Below are 23,668 nucleotides of genomic sequence, written 5' to 3' on the forward strand. Positions count from 1 at the left end.
GGGCTTTCATTGTGGATCTAGTGACTAAAATAGTCAATGGTCACAAACGGTGACGTATCACGGAGCCAGGCTGCGCAGAACGAGGTTCGACAACTGGGCGGGCGCGGCGTCGGTCGTGTCGAGGTTGTATTGCAGCAGCAGCGGATTCAGGTACGGGCGCATCACCAGGTAGATCGCCATCGCGGTTTCGTCCAGTGGCGTCTTGCGCTCGAACTCGCCGTTCTGCCGGCCTGCCTGAAGCACGTCCTGCAGCAGTTTCTGCACGCGCCCTTCGTAGGCCTGCACCGACTGCCAGTTCCCGGTGGCGGCCGAGGCGGCGATGTCGTACAGCTTGCGGTCGCGGAAGAACAGCCGCAGGCTCGCTTCGGTAAAGACCTTGAACATCCGCCGCAGCTTTTCGGTGGGCAGTTCGGCCTCGGCAACGGCCGCGCGCACCTCGGTTTCGATCTCGTGCAGGCAGTTCGCGCAGATCATTTCGCCGATCGCCTGTTTCGATTCGAAGAACTTGTAGATATAGGCCTTCGAGAAGCCGATCGCCTTCGCGAGATCGGACACGGTCGTTTTCTCATAGCCGTACCGGCTGAAATGCTCGGTGGCGGCAACGACGATCTGGTCCCGGACGTCATGGTCGGCCGGCCCCCGCGCGGGGGCCGGGGAGGAAGCGGTTTTTTTCATGGGCTGCAGCCGACAGGATGGACAACGAGTGACTATTTGGTATTATAGTCACTATCGAATTCTTGCGAAAAACCGTCATGCTACCCAAACCCGTCGTTGCCGCGGTTCTTGTTGCCGTCCTGTTGGCGGGTTGCGTCGTCGGTCCCGACTACATGCGCCCGGACGTCGCGATGCCGCAGCGGTTCCTGGGCCAGGCCGCCATGGACCAGCGGCACGCGGCCGCCGATGCCGACCTCGCGACGTGGTGGACGGGGTTCGGCGATCCGCAACTGACGCGCTACGTCACGCTGGCTCTGGCGCAGAACCTCGATCTCGTGCAGGCCGCGGCACGCGTCGCGCAGGCGCGCGCGGCGGTGGGGGCGGCGAATGCGGCGCTGCTGCCTTCGGGCAATGTGACCGGCCAGGCGGCGCGCGTCTACCAGTCGGTCGAAACGCCGTTGGGACGCGTGCTGAACTCAGCGCCGGGTTTCGACCGTCACGGCAGCGACTATGAGGCCGACTTCAACGCGAGCTGGGAGCTGGACGTGTTCGGCGGGTTGCGCCGCGGCCGCGAAGCGGCGCTCGCCGACTATCAGGCGTCGGAAGCCGGTGCGGTGGCGACGCGCCTTGCCGTCGCCGCGCAAACCGCGGACATCTACATCACGATTCGCGGGTTGCAGGGCCGGCTGAAGGTCGCGCGGCACCAGGTGCAGACCGAGCAGGATCTGCTGTCCACCATCAATCTGCTGTATGGCAAGGGGCTCGCGGCGGAGCTTCAGGTCAGGCAGGCCGAAGGCGCGCTCGCGCAGGTTCGCGCCACGGTGCCGGTGCTCGAAGCGGCGCTGGACACGGCGATGAACGCGCTCGACGTGATGCTCGGTTCGCAGCCCGGCACGCATCGGGCGGAATTGCTCGACGGCGGCGACGTGCCGGTTGCGCCGCGCATCGCGGCGACGGGAACGCCCGGTGAACTGCTGAGGCGGCGGCCCGACCTGATCGTGGCCGAGCGGCGCGTGGCGGCGGCGAACGCGCGCATCGGCGTGGCCATCGCCGAGTATTACCCGAAGTTCTCGTTGAGCGGATTGATCGGTAGCGCGACGACGATGGGCGCGGGCAACCTGTTTACCGGCGGCGCCAACCAGGCGGCGGGCGTGCTCGGCCTGCGCTGGCGCCTGTTCGACTTCGGCCGGATCAATGCGCAGATCGCGCAGGCCAAAGGGCAGGATGCCGAAATGCTGGCCGCGTATCGGCTTGCGGCGCTGCACGCGACCGAGGACGTCGAAAACGCGTTCTCGGCGCTCGTCAAGCGCGACGAGCAGGCGGCCGTTCTCGCCGGCGGCGTGGATTCGCTGGGCCGGGCGAGAGCTGCGTCGTTCGCGGCGTACCAGAAAGGCGTCGTCAGCCTGATCGAGGTGCTGCAGGCCGACGAAAACCTGCTGCGCGCGTCCGACCAACGCGTGCATGCGCAAACCGAATTCGCACGCGCGGCGGTCGCCGCGTTCAAGGCGCTCGGCGGCGGATGGCAGGCACCGGAAGCCGAGGCCGTCGCGAGTCGGTAGCGGTGTCGTGGAACCGCTGATCGGTCGGGCCCGACGCACGCCGAATGCAGATGGCGTCGAGCGCCTTGCTTCAGGTGCGCCCGCAGCGCCTGCGGCTCCGACGAGCAGGGCGGAGCGATAGCGAAATTGTCCCCTATGGGTTACAATCGCTCGATGTTCAGAGTCCTGACCACCCCCCAATTCGACAAATGGCTCGACGGCCTTCGCGACCCGGTCGGGAGCGCCGCGATCAACCTGCGCCTCGAGCGGGCAAAGCTCGGCAACCTTGGCCAGTGGCGGGCGATCGGCGACGGCGTCAACGAAATGAAGATCGATGTAGGGCCGGGGTATCGGGCCTACTTCGTGCGGCGCGGAAAGATAATCGTCGTGGTGTTGTGTGGCGGGGACAAGTCGACGCAGAAGAAGGATATCAAGACGGCGAAGCAAATCGCCGCCGAACTGGAGGATTGAATATGAAAATCAGCGAACTGGCCGAATTCGATGGCTCGAAGTACCTGAAGGATGACGAAGCGATTCGTCACTACCTGGCACAGGCGTTCGAAGACGGGGATCCTCGACTGATCCAGGCCGCGCTCGGGAACGTCGCGAAAGCGCGTGGCATGACCGCGTTGGCGCGCGAGTCCGGCGTCAAGCGTGAAGCGCTCTACCGTGCGCTGTCGGAAGGCGGGAACGCGGAGTTTGCGACGGTGATGAAGGTCGTCGCAGCGCTGGGATTGCATCTGACCGTTGCACCGACCACGCCCGCGGCCGAATTGGCTCCGGCGCCCAAACCGGCCCCGCGCTCGCGTTCGCACGCACGTGCGGCGGCCCATGGATGATGCCGTCAGCGGTCGACCGTATTGATCCGCGCCGGATTGCGCGGGACGACCAGCGCACAGCCCGCCGCTACCGATGTATCGCCCCGCGCAACCGCCTCACCTCCTGCTCCGACACCGGCGCGGCGCGATTGCCCCACGCGCCGCGCACGTAGCTGACCACAGCGGCGATCTCGCTGCTCGTCAGCGCGCCGCGCATCGCGGGCATTCGCTGCACGGGGCCGTTCGTGCCGGGCGCCGGCCGCGCGCCTTCGACGACGATCCGGATCGCGCTCGTCGGATCGGCCGCGAGCACGGCCGAATTGCCCGCGAGCGGCGGCCCGTGATCGCGCACGCCCGTGCCGTCCGCACCGTGGCAACGCGCGCAGAACCCCGCATACATGCCGGCGCCCGGCGCCTGCTGACCGCCTTCCGGCCGCGGCCCGGCGGCCGTCAGCCGCGGGACGCCGATGCCCAGCGGGCTCGTCGCGGCAGTCGGTTGCGCGGGCAACGATTTCAGGTACACGGCGATTGCGTGACGATCGTCGTCGCTGAGCAGCGCGGTGCTCTCTTCGACGACCGGCGCCATCGCGCCGAACACCGCGCCGCGCACCGCATGGCCGCTGCGCAGGAAGGCGGCGAGGTCGTCGATCGTCCAGCGGCCGAGGCCGTCCGCATCCGCGCCGGTCAGGTTCGGCGCGAACCAGTGATCGTTGATGCCGCCGGTCAGGAACGCCGGGCTGTGCTCGTCGTAGCCGCGCTCGTTGTAGGCCGGCCCGCGCGACGTATGGCACGCGCCGCAGTGGCCGAGCCCCTGCACGAGATACGCGCCGCGATTCCATTGCGCCGATTGCGACGGTTGCGGCACGAACCGGTCGCGGTTCGCGAACGCGAGGCTCCATAGCCCGAGCGCCCAGCGCTGGTTGAACGGAAACGGCAGCCGCGTGCGCTTTGCCGCGTTCGCGGACGGCGCGACGCCGCGCATGAAATACGCATAGAGCGCGCGCACGTCGGCGTCGGTCATGCGCGCGAACGACGGGTAGGGCATCGCCGGATACAGCCAGCTGCCGTCCGCGCGCACGCCGCGCCGCAACGCGTCGTCGAACTGCTGCAGCGTGTAGTGGCCGATTCCGTGCGCCGGATCCGGCGTGATGTTCGGCGCATAGATCGGCCCAAACGGCGAATTTACCGGCTGGCCGCCCGCGTACGGCGTGTGATCGGGCGCGTCGTGACAGGCCGCGCAGTCGCCGGCGAGCGCGAGGTAGCGGCCGCGCGTGATCGTCGCGGCGTCGGCGTCCGCGGCGGCAGCGGCGACCATCGGGCGTCGGGCCGCCTTGGCCGATGCCGCGTCCGACGGCGCGGCGGGCGATGAGGCCGACACTGCCGACGCAGCCGACGCCGGCGCGGCAGGCTGCCCGGAAAGCCTGCGATCTTCTTTCGCGCGAGCCGACATCGACGCACCGGCATCGGCCGCCGACGCACCGATCCGCACGAAGCGCCAGCCCGACGCGGGCTCGGGTGCTTCCGCCGCCGACGCGGCGTCGGCCGTATCGCTGGCGGACGCAGGATGGTCGTCGTGCTGCATGTCGCATGCAGCGAGCGCGACGCACGCGGCGAGTACGGCGCCGATCGCGCGCCCTGGAAAGCGGAACGAAGCGATCGAGATCAGCGCCATGGACTGCACGGCCCCACGAAAGCCGTCACGATCCCGGTGAACACGAGACCGATCACGAACCCGAGCGCGGCGAGCATCCCGCAGCGCGCGAGAAAGCGCGTGCTGTCGTCACGCGTCGCGGCCTGGACATTGGCGTCATGCCTGCGTTGCCACGTGCGCACGAGCCACGTGGCAAAGACGGCCGCCAGCGCGAACGCGCACGCGGCGATCAGTGCGAGCCACACGCCCACGTGCGCCCAGCGCGGCACGGCCTGCGCGACGCCGAGCGGATAGCACGCGGTCGACGCGAGCGTCTCGGACGCGAGCATCTGCGCGAACCACAGCGCGGGCGCGCCGACCAGGCCGGCCGCGATCGCCAGCAACGGGGACCACGAGCGTCGCGTGCCGTTCATCCCGATCTCCTGAGCCAGTACGGGGACACGTACAGCGCGGTGAAGATGAACAGCCACACGATGTCGACGAAGTGCCAGTAGAGCCCGCCGACCGTCAGCGCGACGGACCGCTCGCGGCCGAAGAAGCCGGCGGCCGTCCACCCGGCGAGCAGCGCGAGGATGACGAGGCCGGCCACCACGTGCGCGAGGTGGAAGCCGGTGATCGTGAAGTACAGGCTGCCGTACAGGTGCGTGGTCGGGCCGTACGGATGAGCGCGCCACTCGTGCAGCTGAACGAGCGCGAACGCGACGCCGAGCACCAGCGCGCCGGCGAGCGCAGCCACTGCACGCGGCCGCTTGCCGGCCCGCACCGCGCGCTCGGCGAGCCATACGAACCCGCTGCTCGACAGCAGCACGACCGTGTTGCCGGCCGCGAGGCCGATCTTCGGCATCCCTTCGGGCGGCCACGGCGCGGCCGATTGCGACTGCAGGTAGAAGTAGCAGAACAGCAGGTAGCCGAACAGCCCGGCCTCGGTCACGATCAGCGTGACGACACCCCACCAGCCGCCGGCGCGCTCGCCGCAGCTGCCGACGGGCAGCGGTTCGACGCACGCGGCCGGCGCGCCCGGCAACACCGTCGCCGACGGCGGTTCGTCCGGATGAAGCCCGGCGGCGGCCGCGGGCACCTGCGTGCTGTCGCGGGCCGGCAGGCGCGCGCGCTGCCCCAGCGCACGGCGCGGCCACAGCCATACGGCGGTCCCGATCGCGCAACCGGCGATGGCCGTGCAGCCGAGCGTCGGCGAGCGCGCCAGCATTGCCGCAAACACGGCGGTCGCGAGCAGCGCGAGCACGAACGGCACGCAGCTGTCTTCCGGCATCTTCAGGATCGCGCTCGGCGTTGCCGCGAGCGGCGTGACCGCGAGCGCCTCGCGGCCGTCGGCGAGCCGGTAGCCGATCCGCATGCTGGTGCGCTTCGCGTCGTCGCGCGTTTCCCACAGCGGGTGCCGCGACGCGACCAGCGGCAGCACCGCGAAGTTGTACGCGGGCGTTGGCGACGCGACCGACCACTCGAGCCCGGCCGCGCCCCACGGATTCTCGCCGGCGCGTGTGCCGCGCCGTGCGCTGACGAGCGCGTTGACGACGAACATCACGATCCCGATGCCAAAGACGAACGAGCCGATCGTGGTCAGCAGGTTCGACGTGTCCCAGCCCATCCCGGACGGATAGGTATAAATGCGGCGCGGCATCCCGAGCAGCCCGGAGACGTGCATCGGGAAGAAGCCGAGGTTGAAGCCGACGAGCACGACCCAGAACGTCAGGCGCCCGAAGCGCTCGTTCATCATCCGCCCGGTGAATTTCGGGAACCAGTACGTGATGCCGCCGAGCACGGGGAACACGTTGATGCCGAGCAGCACGTAGTGCAGGTGCGCGACGACGAAGTACGTGTCGGTCAGCTGCCAGTCGAGCGGCACGGCGGCCGTCATCACGCCGGACACGCCGCCGATCACGAACATCAGCACGAAGCCCGCGAAATACAGGAACGGCGTGCGAAACACGGGGCGGCCGGTCCAGATCGTCGCGAGCCATGCGAACACCGCGACCGCGCTCGGGATCGAGATCAGCATGCTCGCTGCGCCGAAGAATGCGAGCGCGAGCGGCGCGATGCCGGTCGCGAACATGTGGTGAACCCACACCTCGAAGCCGATCAGCATCGTCGCCACCGTCGACACCGCGACGGCCTCGTATGCGACGAGCGGCCGGCGGCAGAAGGTCGGCAGCGCGTCCGACACGATGCCCATCGCCGGCAGCACGACCACGTACACCCACGGGTGCGCGAACATCCAGAACAGGTGCTGCCACAGCAGCGGCCGCCCGCCGGTCGCGACGTCGAAGAAGTGCGTGCCGGCATTGCGGTCGAGCCACAGCAGCAGGAACGCGAGGCTCACCGACGGCACCGCGACGAGGTTGGCGACCGACGCGGTCAGCGTGCCCCATACGATGATCGGCAGCCGGTCGATCGACATCCCGTGCGCGCGCATGCGCAGCAGCGTGACGACGAAGTTCGCGGCGCCGCCGGTCGTCGAGATCCCGAGCAGGATCATCCCGAGCGCGTAGATGTCGATGTTCGCGCCGGCGCTGTAGTCGAGCGACGTGAGCGGCACGTAGTTGAACCAGCCGCCGTCCGGCACCGCGCCGAGCGGAAAGCTTGCATAGAGGAACAGCCCGGCGAACAGGAACGCCCAGTACGAGAACGCGTTGAGCCGCGGAAACGCCATGTCGCGCGAGCCGAGCATCAGCGGCCACAGGTAGTTCGCGAAGCCGGACAGCACCGGCAGCGCGTACAGGAAGATCATCGTGACGCCGTGCATCGTGAACAGCGAGTCGTATTGCGCGGGCGTGAGCAGCGTCGCGTTCGGCCGCGCGAGCTGGATCCGCATCACGAGCGCCTCGACGCCGCCGAGCAGCAGGAACGCGAACGCCGTGACGATGTAGCGCAGCCCGATGCGCTTGTGGTCGACCGTGCCGAGCCAGCCGCGCCAGCCCGGCTCCGATTCCCACAGCTCGGCGAGCGCGCGCTCGTGCGCGGAGCCCGGCGGCGCTTCGCCGAGGTCGGGCACGCGGCTGAGCGGCGTGGGCGTGTCGCGGGCAACGGCCATCGTCGTCTTCCTCCGTTCAGTGCAGCGTTGCGAGATACGCGGCGAGATCGTCGGCGTCGCGCGGCGCGAGCGCGAACGACGGCATCAGCGTCTGCGGCTTGACCTGCTGCGCATGTTCGATCCAGCGCCGCAGGTTCTCGGGCGTGTTGTCGAGCGTGCCGGCCGCGAGCAGCCGGCGCGACCCGAGATGCGACAGGTCGGGGCCCGCATCGCCTGCCGCATCGGTGCCGCGCACCGCGTGGCAGCCCGCGCAGCGCGCGGCGAACACGTGCCGGCCACGCTGCTCGGCGCCGGCCGCGGGCGCGCTCGCCGGCTGCCGCTGCGCGGCCAGCCACGCGCGAAACGCGTCGGGCGGCTCGGCGACGACCTCGAACGCCATGTGCGCATGCTGCGCGCCGCAATACTGCGAGCACTGTCCGCGATAGACGCCCGGCCGGTCCGCCTGCAGCCACTGGTGATTCGTCTGGCCGGGGATCGTCTGCGTCTTGCCGGCCAGTTGCGGGACCCAGAACGCGTGGATCACGTCCGCGCTTTTCAGCTCGATCGCGACGGGTTCGCCCACCGGGATGTGGATCTCGTTCGCGGTGACGAACGCGGCGCCGCTCGCGTCATCCGGATAGCGGACGGCCCACCACCAGTCGTGCGCGGTGACGACGATCGTCAGCGCAGGCGGACGCGGCGGCGACGCCACCGCACCGAGCACGCGCAGCATGTATACGAGTGCACCGAACAGCAGCACGATCGAGATCGCGGAGCCGACCGTCACGATCGCCAGCCCGCCGCCGGGGCTGTCGCCTGGCTGCGCGCGGTGGCGAAACATCGCGACCAGCAGCAGTACCGCGATCGCCATGCAGACGAGCATGCACAACGCGAGCAATGCCCACCCGAGCACGAATACCGGCCCCGCGGCCGGGCCGGCTGCATGGGCGACGTACGCGAGCGGCAGCGGCCCGGCGGGGGAGGCGGGCGCGTCGGCCGCACGTGCGGCCGCCGACGCGGCGACGCACGCACCAGCGGCGAGGCACGCGATTCGGCGCGCTTTGACGAACAGCGGAACGACCAACGCGACTCCTTGCCGGATTCGGCGGCATGGCGACAGGCCGTTCGCGGCAGAGCAATTCCCGTGCGTGCGCGGCGCGCTGACGGTCGGCCCGGCTATTGCGGACGCAACGGCCCGCGCGTTACAGCCGGCTTGTAAATTTGGCGACCGTTCACGGTGCGCACCCGGATCGCACGGCTTGCGTGGTGCGCGGCACGCCGCTTGCTACGCCGATTGCCGGCCACCATGAAAAAAACGGGAGGAATCAATCGTGAAGACCGTCGCGATCACCGGCGCGAGCGCCGGCGTCGGCCGCGCGACCGCCCACGCGTTTGCGCGGCGCGGCGTGAACGTCGCGCTGCTCGCACGCGATCCGCACGCGCTGCACGACACCGCGTGCGAAGTGCGCGTCTATGGCGTCGAAGCGCTGCCGATCGCCGTGGACGTCAGCGACGCCGCCGCGCTCGATGCGGCGGCCGAACGCATCGAGAACGAACTCGGCCCGCTCGACGTGTGGGTCAACAACGCGATGGTGACCGTGTTCGCGCCGTTCGACGAGATTGCGCCGGAAGACTATGCGCGCGTGACCGCGGTCACCTACCTCGGCTGCGTGTACGGCACGCGCGCAGCGCTTGCGCGGATGGCGCCGCGCAATCGCGGCACGATCGTGCAGGTCGGCTCCGCGCTCGCGTACCGGTCGATCCCGTTGCAGGCGCCGTACTGCGGCGCGAAGCACGCGATCCGCGGCTTCACCGACGCGCTGCGCTGCGAGCTGCTGCATGCGCGCAGCCGCGTGCGCGTGACGATGGTGCAGTTGCCGGCGATCGACACGCCGCAGTTCGATTGGGCCGAATCCCTGTTGCCGAATGCGCCGCGTCCGGTCGCGCCCGTCTATGCACCGGAGGTGGCGGCAGAGGCGATCGTCGAGGCCGCGCGCCATCCGTGCCGCGAGCGCTGGGTCGGCTGGTCGTCGCTGGCCGCGATCGTCGCGAACGCGCTCGCGCCCGGCTGCTTCGACCGTTATCTCGCGCATTCGGCTGTGCGCGGCCAGCAACGCAAGACGCCCGCCGGCCCGCGCGAATCGAACCTGTGGCACACCGTGCCGGGCCGCCATGCGACGCGCGGCGCGTTCGGCGTCGAAGCGCACCGCACCGGTGCCGAGGCAGGGCTCGGCACGTCGCGCGCGCTCGCGTACGGCGCGGTGTTCGCGATGCTCGCGGCCGCCTTCGTCGCCGCGCGCAAGCTCGACCGGTGAGCGCGATGCGAATCGAGGACTACGCGTTGATCGGCGACGGCCGCAGCGCCGCGCTCGTCGCGTGCGACGGCAGCATCGACTGGCTGTGCTGGCCCGACTTCGACTCGCCGCCATGTTTCGCCGCACTCGTCGGCACGCCCGACAACGGGCGCTTCCGCGTCGCGCCGCGCGAGCCGGATGCGCGCGCGACGCGCCGCTACCTGCCCGGCACCGCGGTGCTCGAAACGGCGTTCGAGACGTCATCGGGTTGCGCGGTCATGATCGACTGGATGAGCTGGGCCGCGCCCGACCCGTGCCTGATCCGCAGCGTGCGTGGCGAGCGCGGCACGATCGAGTTCGACGTCGATCTCGGCGTGCGTTTCGACTACGGCAACGCGTTGCCGTGGTGCCGCCGTTTCGGCCGGCGCTGGCGGATGATGACGGGCGGCGATGCGATGTGGCTCGATGCCGACACGCGCCTCGACGTGCGGGACGACCGGCTCGTCGGCACGCAGCGCATCGCGGCGGGCGAGCGCGCGGATTTCTGCATCAGCTACGCGCGCTCGTACGACCGGCCGCCGGCCGTGCCGGATCCGTACGCGTCGCTGCGCGACACACAGGCGTTCTGGCGCGCCTGGTCGAAGTGCAACGCGGCGCAAGGCCCGTATCGCGACGCGATCGAGCGCGCGCTGATCACGGTGAAGCTGCTGTCGAGCGTGCGCACCGGCGGCATCGTCGCGGCGCCGACGAGCTCGCTGCCGGAACGCTTCGGCGGCGCGCGCAATTGGGATTACCGGTTCTGCTGGCTGCGCGACGCGAGCTTCACGCTGCGCGCGCTGGTGCGCTGCGGCTACCGCGAGGAGGCGGCGCGCTGGCGCGACTGGCTGGTGCGCGCGATCGCCGATCACCCGGCGCAACTGCAGGTGCTGTACGCGGCGGATGGCGGCCGGCGCGCGGACGAATGGGAAGCCGCTCACCTGGCCGGCTACGAAGGGGCGCAGCCGGTGCGCTTCGGCAACGCGGCGGCCGAACAGCTGCAGCTCGACGTGTACGGCGAGGTGCTGGCCGCGCTGTACCAGGCGCGTCGCCACGGGTTGCCGCCCGACGACGACGCGTGGACGCTCGAGCGGCGTCTGCTCGAGCATCTGGCGACGATCTGGCGCGAGCCCGACGAAGGGATCTGGGAAGTGCGCAGCGGCCGGCACCAGTTCACGTCGTCGAAGGTGATGGTGTGGGCGGCCGTCGAAAGCGCGTACCGTTCCGCGCGCGCGTTCGGCCATCATGCGCCGCTCGACGAATGGCGGCGCTGGGCCGATACCGTGCATGCGGACGTGCTCTCGCGCGGCTATCACGAGAAGCTCGGCCGCTTCGTCGAGCGCTACGACGGCGACGGGCTCGACGTGAGCCTGCTGCTGATTCCGCTGACGGGGATGCTCGATGCGGCCGACCCGCGCGTCGCCGCGACGGTGGCCGCCATCGAGCGAGATCTGGTCGAGGATGGCCTGCCGTTCCGTTATCACCCTCCGCGTTTCAATGATGGTTGCGAGGGCAACGAGGGTGCGTTCGTCGCGGCCGGGTTCTGGCTCGCGCAGGTGTACCGGATGCAGGGGCGCGAAGACGATGCGCATGCGCTGTTCAAGCGGCTGCTGGGCCTGCGCAACGACGTCGGTCTGCTGGCCGAGGAATACGACGTGAAGGCGCAGCGCATGTGCGGGAATTTTCCGTTCACGCTCGCGCAGGTCGGACTGGTCAACGCGGCGCTCGCGCTGCAGGGTGACGGACCCGACGACGTCGATATCGGTTGACGCGCCGCACCGCACCGTGCGGGGCAGGTCGGCACCGCGAACGCGCCGTGCCGCCCCACCCGTCATCCGCTACGACTCGTGCCTGCCTCCCTTGCCGCCATGATCGCCGTTGCCCGGCAACACGGCCGACAGCACCTGCCGCGCGGTCTCGACGATCACGTTCGCTTCGCGCGCGTCGCCCTTGACCAGCGTTTCGGCGAAATGCTTCGCCTGCTGCAGCGTCACGTGCGGCGGCAGCGGCGGCACTTCCGGATCGCTCTTCACCTCGAGCACGACCGGACGGTCGGACGCGAGCGCCTCGTCCCACGCGGCGCCGAGCTGTTCAGGATCGTCGACGTAGATGCCCTTCAACCCGAGCAGCGTCGCGAAGCGGTAGTACGGCACGTTCGGAATCTGCTGCGACGCGTCGAACTTCGGATCGCCTTCCATCACGCGCTGCTCCCACGTGACCTGGTTCAGGTCCTCGTTGTTCAGCACCATGCAGATCCAGCGCGGATCGGGCCATTGCCGCCAGTACTTCGCGACGGTGATCAGCTCGGCCATGTTGTTCATCTGCATCGCGCCGTCGCCGACCATCGCGATCACCGGGCGCACCGGATACGCGAACTTCGCGGCGATCGCGTAGGGCACCGCCGCGCCCATCGACGCGAGTCCGCCGGACAGCGAGCCCATCATCCCGCGGCGGATCATCAGGTCCCGCGCATACCAGTTTGCGCAGGACCCCGAATCGCTCGTCAGGATCACGTCGTCGGGCAGCCGCGGCGACAGCTCCGTGAAGGCGCGCTGCGGATTCACGCCGCGCCCCGGGCTAGCCTTCGCGGCCGCGCGCGCGGCCAGTGTTTCGTGCCAGTCCGCATTCCATTTCGCGATCCGGTCGCGCCAGCCGGTGTCGCTGCGCGCCTTCAGCAGCGGCAGCAGCGCGCGCAGCGTCTCGGCGCTGTCGCCGACGAGGTTCACCTCCATCGGGTAGCGCAGGCTCAGCATGTCGGCCTTCAGGTCGATCTGCACGCCGCGCGCCTGGCTTTCCTTCGGCAGGAATTCGGAATACGGGAAGCCCGAGCCGACGACGAACAGCGTGTCGCATTCGGTCATCAACGCGTAGCTCGGCTTGGTGCCGAGCAGCCCGATCGAGCCGGTCACCCACGACAGATCGTCCGGCAGCGCGGCCTTGCCGAGCAGCGCCTTCGCGGCGCCCGCGCCGAGCCGGTCGGCCACCGCGATCACCTCGTCGGTCGCGCGCAGCGCGCCGGCGCCGATCAGCATCGCGACCTTCGAGCCCGCGTTCAGCACGTCGGCGGCGCGCTGCAGGTCGTCGGCGTACGGCACCACCTTCGGCGGCGTGTAGCCGACGCCTGAATGCACGGTACCGTGCGCGCGCTTCGGCGACACGTAGTCCAGTTCCTGCAGGTCGTTCGGCAGCACCAGCGCGGTGACCGTGCGCGCGCCGAGCGCGATGCGCACCGCACGGTCGACCAGGTGGCGCACCTGGCCGGGCACCACCGCAAGCTGCACGAAAGCGCCCGCCACGTCCTTGTACAGCGCCGGCAGATCGACTTCCTGCTGATAGTGGCCGCCGAGCGCCGCGCGCGCCTGCTGGCCGACGATCGCGAGCACCGGCATGTGATCGAGCCGCGCGTCGTACAGGCCGGTCACGAGGTGCGCGGCGCCGGGGCCCGAGGTCGCGACGCATACGCCGAGCTCGCCTGTAAATTTTGCATGCGCGGATGCCATGAAGGCCGCCATCTCCTCGTGGCGCGCCTGGATGAACTCGATCTTGACTTCGGCCCGGCTGAGCGCGCCGAAGAAGCCATTGATGCCGTCGCCCGGGTAGCCGTATATGCGGCGCACGCCCCAGTCGTACAGCCGCTCGACGATGAAATCCGCCACTGTCGCCATGCCGTTTCTCCTTGGTTCGGGATGAGCCGATAAGCCGCGCACAGACCGTCGGCTTGCGCGGCGTTGCCGGGCGTCGCGCAAGGCGCGTGCCGTGCGAAGGCGCCGGGCACGGGCGTTGCACGCGGGTGCTGCAGGCAAAAAGCAAGCAATCCGGAGCGCAACCAACGATGGCACTTTCCGACGCACCGGCGATCGACGACGTGCGCGCCCGCGCGTACCGCGTGCCGACCGACCGGCCCGAAGCCGACGGCACCTATGCATGGCATGCGACGACGATCGTCGTCGTCGAGATCGACGCGGGGCCCGTGACGGGGCTCGGCTATACGTACACCGATGCGAGCGCCGCGCCGCTCGCGATGTCGCTGCTGGCCGACGTGTTGCGCAACCGGCCGCTCGTCGACATCCCGGCTGCCGTCGATGCGCTGTGGCGCGCGGTGCGCAACGTCGGGCGTGCCGGCCTCGCGGCGACCGCCATTTCCGCGCTCGACGTCGCGCTGTGGGACGCGAAGGCGAAGCTCGCCGGCGTGCCGCTCGCGATCCTGCTCGGCCGCCTGCGCGAACGCGTGCCCGTATACGGCAGCGGCGGCTTCACGACCTACGACGACGCGACGCTCGCTGCGCAACTCGACGGCTGGCGCGGCGAACGCATCGGCGCATGCAAGATCAAGATCGGCGTGCAGGATGCGCGCGATCCGTCGCGCGTGCGCGTCGCGCGCGACGCGCTCGGCCCGGACGTCGAGCTGTTCGTCGATGCGAACGGCGCGTATGCGCCGCGCACCGCACTCGCGTTCGCGGCGGCGGTGGGCGATTGCGCGATCCGCTGGTTCGAGGAACCGGTCAGCAGCGACGACGTCGACGGCCTGCGGTTCGTGCGCGAGCACGTCGGTGCGAGGGTCGATGTCGCGGCCGGCGAGTACGCGTATACGCCCGACGATTTCCGGCGCCTGCTCGAAGGCCGCGCGGTCGACGTGCTGCAGGCCGACGCGACGCGCTGCGGTGGCGTGAGCGGCTTTCTCGCGGCCGCCGCGCTCGCCGATGCGCATCACGTCGACCTGTCCGCGCATTGCGCGCCGGCGCTGCACCGGCACGTCGGCTGCGTCGCGCCGCGCATGCGCCACGTCGAGTGGTTTCACGATCACGTGCGGATCGAGCGAATGATGTTCGACGGCGCGCCGACGCTCGTCGACGGCGCACTGGAAATCGACGCCGCGCGCCCCGGGCTCGGCCTCGAATTGCGCTCGCCTGACGTCGCGGAATTCGCGCTTTGAATCCGGGGCCCGGTACGACCGCTACGTCCGTCACGACGAAGGAGGCACGATGCGACACCCCCGACACCGCGCGGCCGAGCACGACACGTTGCTGGCCGATGCCGCACGCCTGCTGAACCGCAGCGCGCTGCTGCTCGCCGGCTCGGTGCTCGCCGACAGCGGCGTCGAGCACTATCGCGGCACGATCCACAACCGCGCGATGATCGCGCCGCTGGTGTCGTCGACGCTGTCGGTGCTCGCGAGCGTGCACGGCCACGCGGACGACACGCCCGAGCGCCATCGGTTGCGCGACGCGGTGCACGTGGCGTCGGCCGCGGTAGGCATCGCCGGATCCGCGTTCCACGTGTACAACGTGACGAAGCGGCCGGGCGGGTTCAGCTGGCACAACCTGTTCTACGGTGCGCCACTCGGCGCGCCATTCGCGCTGCTGCTGTCGGGCCTGCTCGGCGCGGCCGGCGAGCGGCTGCGCGCGTGTCCGGCCGACGCGCCGCGCCTTGCCGGGCTGCCGGCCGGCCGCGCGCTGGCCGCGCTGGTCGCCGCGGGGCTCGTCGGCACGCTCGGCGAAGTCGGGTTGCTGCACTTTCGCGGCGCGTTCCAGCATCGCGCGATGTTCGTGCCGCTCGTCGTGCCGCCGGCGGCTGCATTGACGGCCGCGCAGCTCGCGCTGTCGCGCCCGTCCGCCGACCGGCGCGTCTGCCGCTGGTGGATGCGCGCGACGGCTGTGCTCGGCTTCGTCGGCGTCGCGTTCCACGCGCGCGGCGTTGCACGGCAGATGGGCGGCTGGCGCAACTGGTCGCAGAACGTGCTGTCGGGGCCACCGCTGCCGGCACCGCCGAGCTTCACGGCACTCGCGATCGCCGGCCTCGCCGCGACCGCGCTCGCCGAACGGGAGGCGCGATGAAGCATCCGAACGACAAGCCGGTCGCGCTGCCCAGCTATTCCGGATACGACGTGCTCGCGAAGCGCGATACGCCGTCGTGGAACGACGCGACGCGCAGCGCGATCGACGCACGGCTGCGCGTCGCCGCGAGCGCGCCGCGTCATCTCGATGCCGAACAGTTCGTGACCCTCGGTGCGCTATGCGAGCGGATCGTCCCCCAGCGGAAGGGCGTCGTCGGGTCGGTGCCCACTGCGGCGCTGCTCGACGCACGGCTCGCGACCGACGAAGGTGACGGCTTTCGCGATGCGCGGCTGCCGCCGCTGCGTGCGGCGTGGCACACGGGCCTCGCCGCGCTCGACGCGATGGCGCGCCATGCGCACGATCGCCCGTTCGCGTCGCTCGACGCGCAAGACGCCGATGCGCTGCTCGATGCGGTCCAGCACGGCAGGATCGACAGGGCCGTCGAATCCGCGTGGGCCGGCATGGACCCGCGCACGTTCTTCGCGAAGCGCGTGCTGATGGACCTTTGCGCCGCGTACTACAGCCACCCGTTCGCATGGAACGAGATCGGGTTCGGCGGACCGGCGAGCCCGCGCGGCTATGTGCGCATGGATTTCAACCGGCGCGATCCGTGGGAAGCGCAGGTGGACGGGGAGGGCGATCGCGATGGCCGCTGACGATCCGCTATCCGCCGGCAAGCCGCGCGGTTGCGACGGCCGTGCGCCCGACCCGCTGCGCGTCGGCGGCTGGTCGCCGATGCGGATGTTCCGCGCCGACGACCCGGTCGACTTCGTGATTGTCGGCACCGGCGCGGGCGGCGGCACGCTGGCGTGCCGGCTTGCCGAACACGGTTTCTCGGTCGTCGCGCTCGATGCGGGCGCCTGGTGGCGGCCGCTCGAGGAATTCGCGTCCGACGAAGCGCACCAGCACAAGCTGTTCTGGACCGAAGAGCGGATCTGCGACGGCGAGAATCCGCTGACCCTCGGCAGCAACAACAGCGGGCGCGCGGTCGGCGGCAGCACCGTGCATTTCGCGATGGTGTCGCTGCGTTTCCGGCCCGAGTGGTTTCGCTCGCGCACGGCGCTCGGCTATGGCGTCGACTGGCCGCTCGACTGGCGCGAGATGTGGCGTTACTACCGCGAGGTCGAGCAGGCGTTGAAGATCAGCGGGCCGGTCCATTACCCGTGGGGGCCGCCGCGCCCGCGCTATCCGTACCGTGCGCACGAACTGAACGCGGCCGCGCTCGTGCTCGCGCGCGGTGCCGAGGCGCTCGGCATCGACTGGACGCCGACGCCGCTCGCGACGCTGTCCGCCCCGCGCGGCCGCGCGCATCCGTGCGTGTATCGCGGCTTCTGCATCTCCGGTTGCGCGACCAACGCGAAGCAGAGCGCGCTCGTCACGTGGATTCCGCGCGCGGTCGCGGCCGGCGCCGAAGTGCGCGATCTCGCGATGGCGCTGCGGATCGAGGCCGAAGGCGACCGTGTGACCGGCGTGCATTTCCGGCGCGACGGCCGCACGCATTTCCAGCGCGCGCGCAACGTCGTCGTCGCCGGTTACGCGATCGAGACGCCGCGGCTCCTGCTGCTGTCCGCGAATGGACGCCATCCGCAGGGGCTCGCCAACAGCACGGGCCTCGTCGGCCGCTACATGATGGCGCAGCTGAACCAGGCGTCGTGGGGGACGATGGACGACGAAGTGCGTTGGTACAAGGGTCCGCCGTCGCTGTCGATCACCGAGCACTGGAACTACGCGGACGAAGGCAAGGACTTCTTCGGCGGCTATTGCTGGATGAGCCAGGGGCCACTGCCGATCGAGTGGGCGAGGAAGCTCGCCGGGCGCGGGCTGTGGGGCGACGCGCTCAAGCGCGAGATGGCGCGCTACAACTTTCAGGCCGGGCTGAAGATCGTCGGCGAGACGCTGCCGCGCGTGGAGAACCGCGTGACGCTCGCCGACGAGCGCGACGCGTTCGGGTTGCCGATCGCGCGCGTCACCTATTCGTACGACGACAACGACCGCCGGATGATGCGTCACGCGTTCGCGCAGATGGGGTACTCGCTCGAAGCCGCCGGCGCGCGCGACATCTGGCACGAACAGGACGACACGTGTCACCTCGCGGGCACCGCGCGCATGGGCGACGACCCGGCGACGAGCGTCGTCGATGCCGACTGTCGCAGCTGGGACATCCCGAACCTGTGGGTCTGCGACGGCTCGGTGTTTCCGACCGTCGGCGGCGTGAACCCGTCGCTGACGATCCAGGCGATCGCGTGCCGCACGGCCGATCGCATCCGCGCGCTGGTGGCGCGCGGCGACGCGCAGGCGCGCGCGCGGTGGCGGTGAACGCCGGCCGCCGCGCGACATGTGCCGCCCCTGTCTTTCATTCATCGAGGAGCCTCGACATGCATCCATTCACTCGTCGCCCGGCGCGCGCGAACCGCCACTGTGCCGCGTACGCGCTGCTGGCCGCGACCGTCGCGGCAGCCGTAGCGCCGGCCTTGGGCCAGCTTCGCCCGCCCGACGCCGCGATCGTTCCCGATACATCGACGCAAGCGTACAAGCGCGCCGACCGCAGGATGATGGACGCGATGGAGGGCGCGCGCTACACGGGTGACGCCGATCGCGATTTCGTGTCGCACATGGCGCCGCACCATCAGGGCGCGATCGACATGGCGCAGGTCGAGCTGAAATACGGAAAGGATCCGATGCTGCGCAAGCTCGCGAGCCGGATCGTTGCCGCGCAGCGCGACGAGATCGCGCTGATGGAGCGCTGGCAGAAGGCGCACGGCGCGACGCCGTGAGCGCAGGGCATGACGCGGTGTGCGCGCTGCCGTCGGTTACGTTGCGGCGGCTGCGCTCGTGCAGGCGGTGCGGACAGCGAACCGCCGCGCGTCGGGATTTCCGGCGGGCATTCCGGATTTCGGCGCAATCTCAAAATCGCAACTAACGGTCAGCCGCATTCCCGCCCACGACACGGACACGCACGTGCTGGGGTAGCACACATCGCGCAACGTCGATGTGTAAACCCGCTTGCAGAAGGCGAGTTCCGTACCGCACTGTTCGCGCGGCGGCGGCGGCGGCGACGCACGCATCCGCTTTCACGCCCGGCGTCATTCGTTGCCGACGGAGTTCGCCGCTCCCGAAATTTTCAAGCGCTTGTCATTTCGTTCGCGCGCCGGCGTCCGGTGTGGCCGTTCGTCGGGTCGAGGCGCCGACGCGTCGTCGTCGGAGGGGGCCGGCTTGCCTTCGGCGGGGTCGTGCGCGCTGCGCGGCGGCGGCGTGTCCGTGCCGTGGCGCTTGCCTTCGGGGCCGGGCGTGCTGTCGCCGCGGTCCTGTCCTTGCGAGTCGGTGTCGAGGGAGGTCGCTTGTGTCATCGGGGCCGGTCATCCTTGATGATCGGATCCACGCCGCGCATTGCGCGTGCCGGCGGCATCCGTCGTACGACACGTCGGCCGGGCGCGTCGTTTGCTTGTGTACACGCTCGAGGCAGGCGCGTGCAATGCCGCACGCGAGTGCCGCCTTGAGCGATATCTCATGCCTGAAGCGATCCTGTTTCCGTTGTCCGTTGACGAGCGATCGCGCGTCGGGTTCCGGCGCGCGCTCACACCGGGACGACGCGGCACGCCGGCGTGGTCGACCGGTTTCCCGGCGCCATACGCGAACGCTGCGTCGTCTATGATCGGGCCATCGACCGGGCTTGTATCCCCGACCGTCTACCGCGCCGGCAACGGCGGCAACCGTGGGCACACCGGAGAGGGTCGCCACGGCGAACTCGACACGGACGCGCCGGGCGGCGGCGGAGGCGACGGCCATCCGCACGACGATCGCGGCGGCCGCACCGGTGGCGATGGCGGCGGCGACAACGGAAAAGGCAAGCGCGAACGCTGGTGGCCCGGCAGGAAACCGTTGATCATCGTCGGCGCGGTGGTGTTCGCGCTGGTGACCGCAGGACTCGCGTGGTGGCTCGCGACGCGCGACCAGGTAGGCGCCGACTACGCAAATACCGGCGGCAACGCGCTGGCCGTCTACCGCACCGACCAGACGCGCGCGGCCGCGCTCGATGACGCGGTGAAGGCCGAGCAGGGTGCGCTGGAACTCGCGCGCGATCGTTACCGGAAGGGGCTGTCACCGTTCCTCGACGTGCTCGACGCCGAGCGGCAATGGTCGGAGGGGCAGCAGGCGGTGCAGGGTGCGTTGCAGACGACGACCGATCTCGTCGCGCTGTGCAACGCGCTGGGCGGCGGATGGCAGACGGCCGGCGCGGCGGCAGGGGCTGCTACGGTTGGTGCGACGCCGCCTCCTCAAGGAGAGACGACCCGCGCACGCTAGCCGCGGCGCTGCTGCCGGAGCGCGGTATCGCGCTTACCGGCACACGCGCGAAAACAGCAGCGAATCGGCGTCGTTGAAGCGGATCCGCACCGGATCGGCATACCCGGCCTTCTCCGCGACGCGGATCGACGCGACGTTGGTCGGTGCGATCAGGCACACGCTGCGTTCGAACCGGTTCTGTGCATCGAGCCAGCCGAGCGCATGCGACAGCGCTTCGGTCGCATAGCCCTTGCCGTGCGCCCAGCTCGCGAGCGCCCAGCCGGCTTCCGGCACGCCGCGAATCGACGGCTCGACCGCGCGGTGGAAGTCGGCGAAGCCGAGATCGCCGACGTAGCGGCCCGATGCCTTCTCGCGAATTGCCCAATAGCCGTAGCCGAGCAGCGGCCACAGCCCGCGATACGCGAGCAGCCGCATCCACGAGTCGCGCGGCGCCGACGGCTTGCCGTTGAAGATGTGCGCGACGACGTCCGGCTCGGCCCACATCGCGGCGAGCGCGTCGAAGTCGCCGAGCGGATGGCCTGCGAGGATCAGGCGAGGGGTGTCGAGCACGGGCGGGGACGTGACGGGCGGCAGGGCGCTGGATGTCATCGGGCGTTCCATGGGGAAAGGAAGGCGAGGGCGGCGCTGTGCGCCGCCCTCGGGCCCCGTACGATACCGCGGAAACCCGGCGCGGCCGCAAATCCCCGTGTACCTCGGGGATTGCGATCGCGTGCGAGTGGATGATCGCCGTGAACGTCCGACGGCGCAGGCACGGCCGAGCGACCGCATGACGACCTCGCGGCCTGAGCGTGGCGCCGGGCGCTCAACGAATGCGGGGCATTCGGCGGCAGCGTGTTTCGGAAGTCACGCGCGGCGGACTGTTGGCGAGCTTCTTCCCGGAGAACATGGGCGCGCTCGCGCGCTTCGCATGAAGCGGCATCGCGCCCGTGCCGGCGATGCCTACTTCCGGCTCTTCAGGAAGTTGCGCCCGTGCGCGGTGATCGACGCGCCGGAGCGGCCATTCGTGGCATGGCTGACGAAGCCCGCGCCGACGAGTTCCTGCGCGACCGACCAGCCGAGCGCCGGCGCATCGCGACCGTAGCGCACATCGGCGAGACGCTCGAGCGCCCAGATTGCGGAGGCCGACAGGTTGGGGGTGCTGGACATGACGTTGTCGTTCATCGCTTCCTCGGAGAGTGGTGATTCAGGGTGAACGGCACGAGGCCGTGGGATCGGGCGACGCGGTGTCAGCCCGCCTGGAGCAAAGGCAGCAGCGCCTGGAGCGCGGCTTCCTCGTCGGGGCCGGTGGCGAGCACCTGCGCGGACGTGCCGCCATGCATCTGCAGCGCCGCGATGGCCGTTGCGTCCTTCGCGCTGCCGCTGAGCCCGTTGGCGAGCAGCAGGATGTCGCTTTCGAAGCGGTGTGCCGCCGCGACGATCGCGTCGCGCGACGTCATCGCGCGGCTGCGGTTCCACGCGGCGCCGATTTCAACGTAGACAACGGTTGCCACGATGCGGATCAGCCTCGGGGAAAGTTGCCGGAACGGCGTGCAATGGCCGGCCGGCAGCACGGCGGGCGTGCGCGGAATGCGGCTTCCCGACAGGGCGCCGGGCATTGCGCGCCCGGCGCCGGGGCATCATTCATCTCGAACATGTCGACATCCTCAGTGAAACCGCCATCAAGTCCGGCGAATGATCGAAAGTGGGTGATTATAATACGGCAGCCGGTTTATGTGTATTGCATTATAATGTTGTGTGCGTGATGCGCGGCCCGTCGGTCTGTCGACGGCTGCGCGGCACGCGCAGCCCGGGCCGCGCGCTTGCATGCCCGGCATTTTTTATCGATTGACCCGAACTCCCACTGAATGGAAGCTGCAATGAACGCCGCCCCCGCCTGCCCGCAATGCGCGATGGAAAACACCTACCCGGACGGCACGCTGTACGTGTGCGCGGACTGCGGTCATGAATGGTCGGCCGGCGCCGGCGCCGAAGCGGGTGACGAACCGGCGGGCGACGTCGTCAAGGACGCGAACGGCAACGTGCTGTCGGACGGCGATTCGGTCGTGCTGATCAAGGACTTGCGCGTGAAGGGTTCGTCGATCACGCTGAAGATGGGCACCAAGGTCAAGAGCATCCGTCTCGTCGGCGGCGATCACGAAGTCGATTGCAAGACCGACATGGGCGGCTTCATGCTGAAGGCCTGCTATCTGAAGAAGGTATGACCGCACGCGGTACGAACGACTCTCCGATCAACCGGGCCTGCCGAGCATGAGCGAGGATCGAATTTCCTATGACGCGTTCCTGCGGTTCCTGGCGATGCCGTTGAACGACGGCCGTCCGTTCGTGCTCGAGACGAAACACGCGGTGTCGCTGCACTTCGACCACTTCGGCACGCAGAGCTTCATGTCGCTGAAGGATCCGGTCAGGCTCGAACTTGGCTATACGCGCGTGATGATGGGTTTCCTGCTGCTGCAGCCGGTGCCCGCGCGCATCTGCATGATCGGGCTCGGCGGCGGATCGCTCGCGAAATACTGCTATCGGCAACTGCCCGGCGCGGCGATCGACGCGGTCGAGATCAACCCGGAGGTGATCGCGCTGCGCGACGTGTTCAGGATTCCGCAAGACGACGCGCGCTTCGCGGTGGTCTGCGCGGACGGCGCCGACTACGTGGCAAGGCCGGAGGTTCGGGCGGACGTGATCCTGCACGACGCGTTCGTCGCCGACGGCATGCGGGGCCGCTGCACGGGCACCGCCTTTCTCGATGCGTGTCGTGCACGGTTGAGCGAAACGGGCGTGCTCGCGATCAATTTCATGGACGACGATCCGGCGTTGCCGCGGCATCTCGAGCAACTGCGCACGGTGTTCGACGATTCATACGCACTGGTGCCGTGCGGCGACGACAACAACTTCATCGCGTTCGCCTGGAAGAACGGCAATCCGCTGCCGTCGCTGCGGATCCTGCTCGAGCGCGCACTGGGGTTCGGATCGGCCGGCGAGCTCAAGCTGTCGGCCACCGCCCGGCGCATGAAGGCAGGGGAATGCATTGATCCCGAACGGCTCGTCTGGCGCGCGCGTGAACATGCCCGATGGGAAATCTGCGCGTGACGGCGCCGTGGGTTCGACCGCGCTTACTTCACCCGCTTGCCGAGCGCGCTCTTGGTCTTGTACGTGACGCCGTGTTTGTCGAGATACTCGCGGATCAACTGCCGCACGACTTGCGACGGCGTCAGATCCTGCTCCGCGCAGAGCATGTCGAACGCTTCTTTCTTGGCAGGGTCGATCAGGACGGTCAGGCGGGCGGTTTTCGTTTCCATCGTGAGGCAGGGGTGGTCGATATGTTAATCAAATTATAATCCATCCGCTTTCGGTGTCATGTCCGAATGCGCCATTGCGGTGCGCGCGGATTCAACACCGGCGTTCGCGTCACGCGAACCGGTCGTCGATCACGGGCATGGCCGCGAGCGTCACGCCGCGCGGTCCGTCCGCCCAAGGCACCGGGTGCTCGCATCATCCGCAAAATGTGATAACGAGATT

General features: G+C 69.6%; 23 protein-coding genes and 1 pseudogene. 13 read left to right on the forward strand and 11 right to left on the reverse strand.

What is annotated here, in order from left to right; genetic code table 11:
* Positions 1–57: 57 nt before the first annotated feature.
* Positions 58–675, reverse strand: coding sequence for a TetR/AcrR family transcriptional regulator (locus DIE15_RS13050; RefSeq protein ID WP_124833445.1), 618 nt, complete (start codon positions 673–675; stop codon positions 58–60).
* Positions 676–752: 77 nt separating this feature from the next.
* Between DIE15_RS13050 and DIE15_RS13055 the strand changes: the two genes are divergently transcribed.
* The 3 genes from DIE15_RS13055 to DIE15_RS13065 all read left to right on the forward strand — a co-directional run bounded on the left by DIE15_RS13055 (position 753) and on the right by DIE15_RS13065 (position 3,031).
* Entirely contained in the window at positions 753–2,213 is a 1,461-nt protein-coding gene (locus tag DIE15_RS13055) for an efflux transporter outer membrane subunit (RefSeq protein WP_124833446.1), read from the forward strand.
* Positions 2,214–2,366: 153 nt separating this feature from the next.
* Positions 2,367–2,663 carry a type II toxin-antitoxin system RelE/ParE family toxin gene (locus tag DIE15_RS13060; RefSeq protein ID WP_185734453.1) on the forward strand — a complete coding sequence of 99 codons (297 nt, stop codon included), beginning with the start codon at positions 2,367–2,369 and terminating at the stop codon, positions 2,661–2,663.
* Between the two features lie 2 nt (positions 2,664–2,665).
* On the forward strand, positions 2,666–3,031 hold the full coding sequence (locus tag DIE15_RS13065; protein ID WP_124833448.1) for an addiction module antidote protein: 366 nt from the start codon (positions 2,666–2,668) through the stop codon (positions 3,029–3,031).
* A 67-nt stretch (positions 3,032–3,098) separates the two neighbouring features.
* On the opposite strand, the gene DIE15_RS13070 is transcribed toward DIE15_RS13065, so the two are convergent.
* The 4 genes from DIE15_RS13070 to coxB are packed head-to-tail and all read right to left on the reverse strand — an operon-like array spanning position 3,099 to position 8,773.
* Positions 3,099–4,682 carry a cytochrome c gene (locus DIE15_RS13070; RefSeq protein ID WP_124833449.1) on the reverse strand — a complete coding sequence of 528 codons (1,584 nt, stop codon included), beginning with the start codon at positions 4,680–4,682 and terminating at the stop codon, positions 3,099–3,101.
* Complete coding sequence (locus DIE15_RS13075; RefSeq protein ID WP_124833450.1) at positions 4,673–5,074, reverse strand: cytochrome C oxidase subunit I; 402 nt, start codon at positions 5,072–5,074, stop codon at positions 4,673–4,675. Before DIE15_RS13075 ends, DIE15_RS13070 begins: the two co-directional genes overlap by 10 nt.
* Positions 5,071–7,710, reverse strand: coding sequence for a cytochrome c oxidase subunit I (gene ctaD, locus DIE15_RS13080; RefSeq protein WP_124833451.1), 2,640 nt, complete (start codon positions 7,708–7,710; stop codon positions 5,071–5,073). Before ctaD ends, DIE15_RS13075 begins: the two co-directional genes overlap by 4 nt.
* 16 nt (positions 7,711–7,726) lie before the next feature.
* Positions 7,727–8,773, reverse strand: a complete 1,047-nt coding sequence (gene coxB / locus DIE15_RS13085) for a cytochrome c oxidase subunit II (RefSeq protein ID WP_124833452.1) — start codon at positions 8,771–8,773, stop codon at positions 7,727–7,729.
* Positions 8,774–9,020: 247 nt separating this feature from the next.
* Here coxB and DIE15_RS13090 point away from each other — a divergent pair, with 247 nt between their 5' ends.
* Both DIE15_RS13090 and DIE15_RS13095 read left to right on the forward strand, forming a co-directional pair.
* The gene (locus tag DIE15_RS13090) at positions 9,021–10,004 is read left to right on the forward strand and encodes an SDR family oxidoreductase (RefSeq protein WP_124833453.1); all 984 of its coding nucleotides are present in this window, start codon (positions 9,021–9,023) and stop codon (positions 10,002–10,004) included.
* A gap of 5 nt (positions 10,005–10,009) precedes the next feature.
* Complete coding sequence (locus DIE15_RS13095) at positions 10,010–11,788, forward strand: glycoside hydrolase family 15 protein (RefSeq protein ID WP_124833454.1); 1,779 nt, start codon at positions 10,010–10,012, stop codon at positions 11,786–11,788.
* Between the two features lie 69 nt (positions 11,789–11,857).
* Here the strand turns inward: DIE15_RS13095 and DIE15_RS13100 are convergent, their stop codons facing one another.
* Positions 11,858–13,684 (reverse strand): thiamine pyrophosphate-requiring protein, encoded by a 1,827-nt coding sequence (locus tag DIE15_RS13100; protein ID WP_124833455.1) that lies wholly within the window; start codon positions 13,682–13,684, stop codon positions 11,858–11,860.
* A gap of 167 nt (positions 13,685–13,851) precedes the next feature.
* Between DIE15_RS13100 and DIE15_RS13105 the strand changes: the two genes are divergently transcribed.
* From DIE15_RS13105 to DIE15_RS13125, 5 genes are read left to right on the forward strand one after another with little or no spacing between them, the layout of a single operon-like run.
* Positions 13,852–14,952, forward strand: coding sequence for an enolase C-terminal domain-like protein (locus tag DIE15_RS13105; RefSeq protein WP_124833456.1), 1,101 nt, complete (start codon positions 13,852–13,854; stop codon positions 14,950–14,952).
* A gap of 49 nt (positions 14,953–15,001) precedes the next feature.
* A complete protein-coding gene (locus tag DIE15_RS13110; protein ID WP_124833457.1) occupies positions 15,002–15,853 on the forward strand; it encodes a hypothetical protein in 852 nt (283 codons plus the stop codon).
* Entirely contained in the window at positions 15,850–16,509 is a 660-nt protein-coding gene (locus DIE15_RS13115; protein WP_124833458.1) for a gluconate 2-dehydrogenase subunit 3 family protein, read from the forward strand. Before DIE15_RS13110 ends, DIE15_RS13115 begins: the two co-directional genes overlap by 4 nt.
* A complete protein-coding gene (locus tag DIE15_RS13120; protein ID WP_124833459.1) occupies positions 16,499–18,169 on the forward strand; it encodes a GMC family oxidoreductase in 1,671 nt (556 codons plus the stop codon). Before DIE15_RS13115 ends, DIE15_RS13120 begins: the two co-directional genes overlap by 11 nt.
* 59 nt (positions 18,170–18,228) lie before the next feature.
* Complete coding sequence (locus DIE15_RS13125) at positions 18,229–18,627, forward strand: DUF305 domain-containing protein (protein WP_124833460.1); 399 nt, start codon at positions 18,229–18,231, stop codon at positions 18,625–18,627.
* A 309-nt stretch (positions 18,628–18,936) separates the two neighbouring features.
* Here DIE15_RS13125 and DIE15_RS13130 read toward each other — a convergent pair whose 3' ends face one another.
* Positions 18,937–19,200, reverse strand: a complete 264-nt coding sequence (locus DIE15_RS13130) for a hypothetical protein (RefSeq protein ID WP_124833461.1) — start codon at positions 19,198–19,200, stop codon at positions 18,937–18,939.
* 637 nt (positions 19,201–19,837) lie between these two features.
* Here DIE15_RS13130 and DIE15_RS13135 point away from each other — a divergent pair.
* Positions 19,838–20,155 (forward strand): annotated as a pseudogene (locus DIE15_RS13135) (TolC family protein); the annotation flags it as partial.
* A 33-nt stretch (positions 20,156–20,188) separates the two neighbouring features.
* Here the strand turns inward: DIE15_RS13135 and DIE15_RS13140 are convergent.
* The 3 genes from DIE15_RS13140 to DIE15_RS13150 all read right to left on the reverse strand — a co-directional run bounded on the left by DIE15_RS13140 (position 20,189) and on the right by DIE15_RS13150 (position 21,750).
* Entirely contained in the window at positions 20,189–20,743 is a 555-nt protein-coding gene (locus DIE15_RS13140) for a GNAT family N-acetyltransferase (protein ID WP_242431826.1), read from the reverse strand.
* Between the two features lie 351 nt (positions 20,744–21,094).
* Positions 21,095–21,316 (reverse strand): hypothetical protein, encoded by a 222-nt coding sequence (locus tag DIE15_RS13145; protein WP_057927012.1) that lies wholly within the window; start codon positions 21,314–21,316, stop codon positions 21,095–21,097.
* A gap of 65 nt (positions 21,317–21,381) precedes the next feature.
* Positions 21,382–21,750 carry an HPr family phosphocarrier protein gene (locus tag DIE15_RS13150; protein ID WP_242431825.1) on the reverse strand — a complete coding sequence of 123 codons (369 nt, stop codon included), beginning with the start codon at positions 21,748–21,750 and terminating at the stop codon, positions 21,382–21,384.
* Between the two features lie 261 nt (positions 21,751–22,011).
* On the opposite strand from DIE15_RS13150, the gene DIE15_RS13155 reads away from it, so the two are divergent.
* Together DIE15_RS13155 and DIE15_RS13160 are read left to right on the forward strand one after the other, a co-directional pair.
* On the forward strand, positions 22,012–22,356 hold the full coding sequence (locus DIE15_RS13155) for a zinc ribbon domain-containing protein YjdM (RefSeq protein WP_044843445.1): 345 nt from the start codon (positions 22,012–22,014) through the stop codon (positions 22,354–22,356).
* Positions 22,357–22,402: 46 nt separating this feature from the next.
* Positions 22,403–23,239 (forward strand): hypothetical protein, encoded by an 837-nt coding sequence (locus DIE15_RS13160; protein WP_057927011.1) that lies wholly within the window; start codon positions 22,403–22,405, stop codon positions 23,237–23,239.
* 23 nt (positions 23,240–23,262) lie between these two features.
* Here the strand turns inward: DIE15_RS13160 and DIE15_RS13165 are convergent, their stop codons facing one another.
* Complete coding sequence (locus DIE15_RS13165; RefSeq protein ID WP_057927010.1) at positions 23,263–23,448, reverse strand: ribbon-helix-helix protein, CopG family; 186 nt, start codon at positions 23,446–23,448, stop codon at positions 23,263–23,265.
* Between the last annotated feature and the right edge of the window lie 220 nt (positions 23,449–23,668).

The sequence above is a fragment of the Burkholderia sp. Bp9031 genome, assembly GCF_003857965.1.
Taxonomy (GTDB): domain Bacteria; phylum Pseudomonadota; class Gammaproteobacteria; order Burkholderiales; family Burkholderiaceae; genus Burkholderia; species Burkholderia ambifaria_A.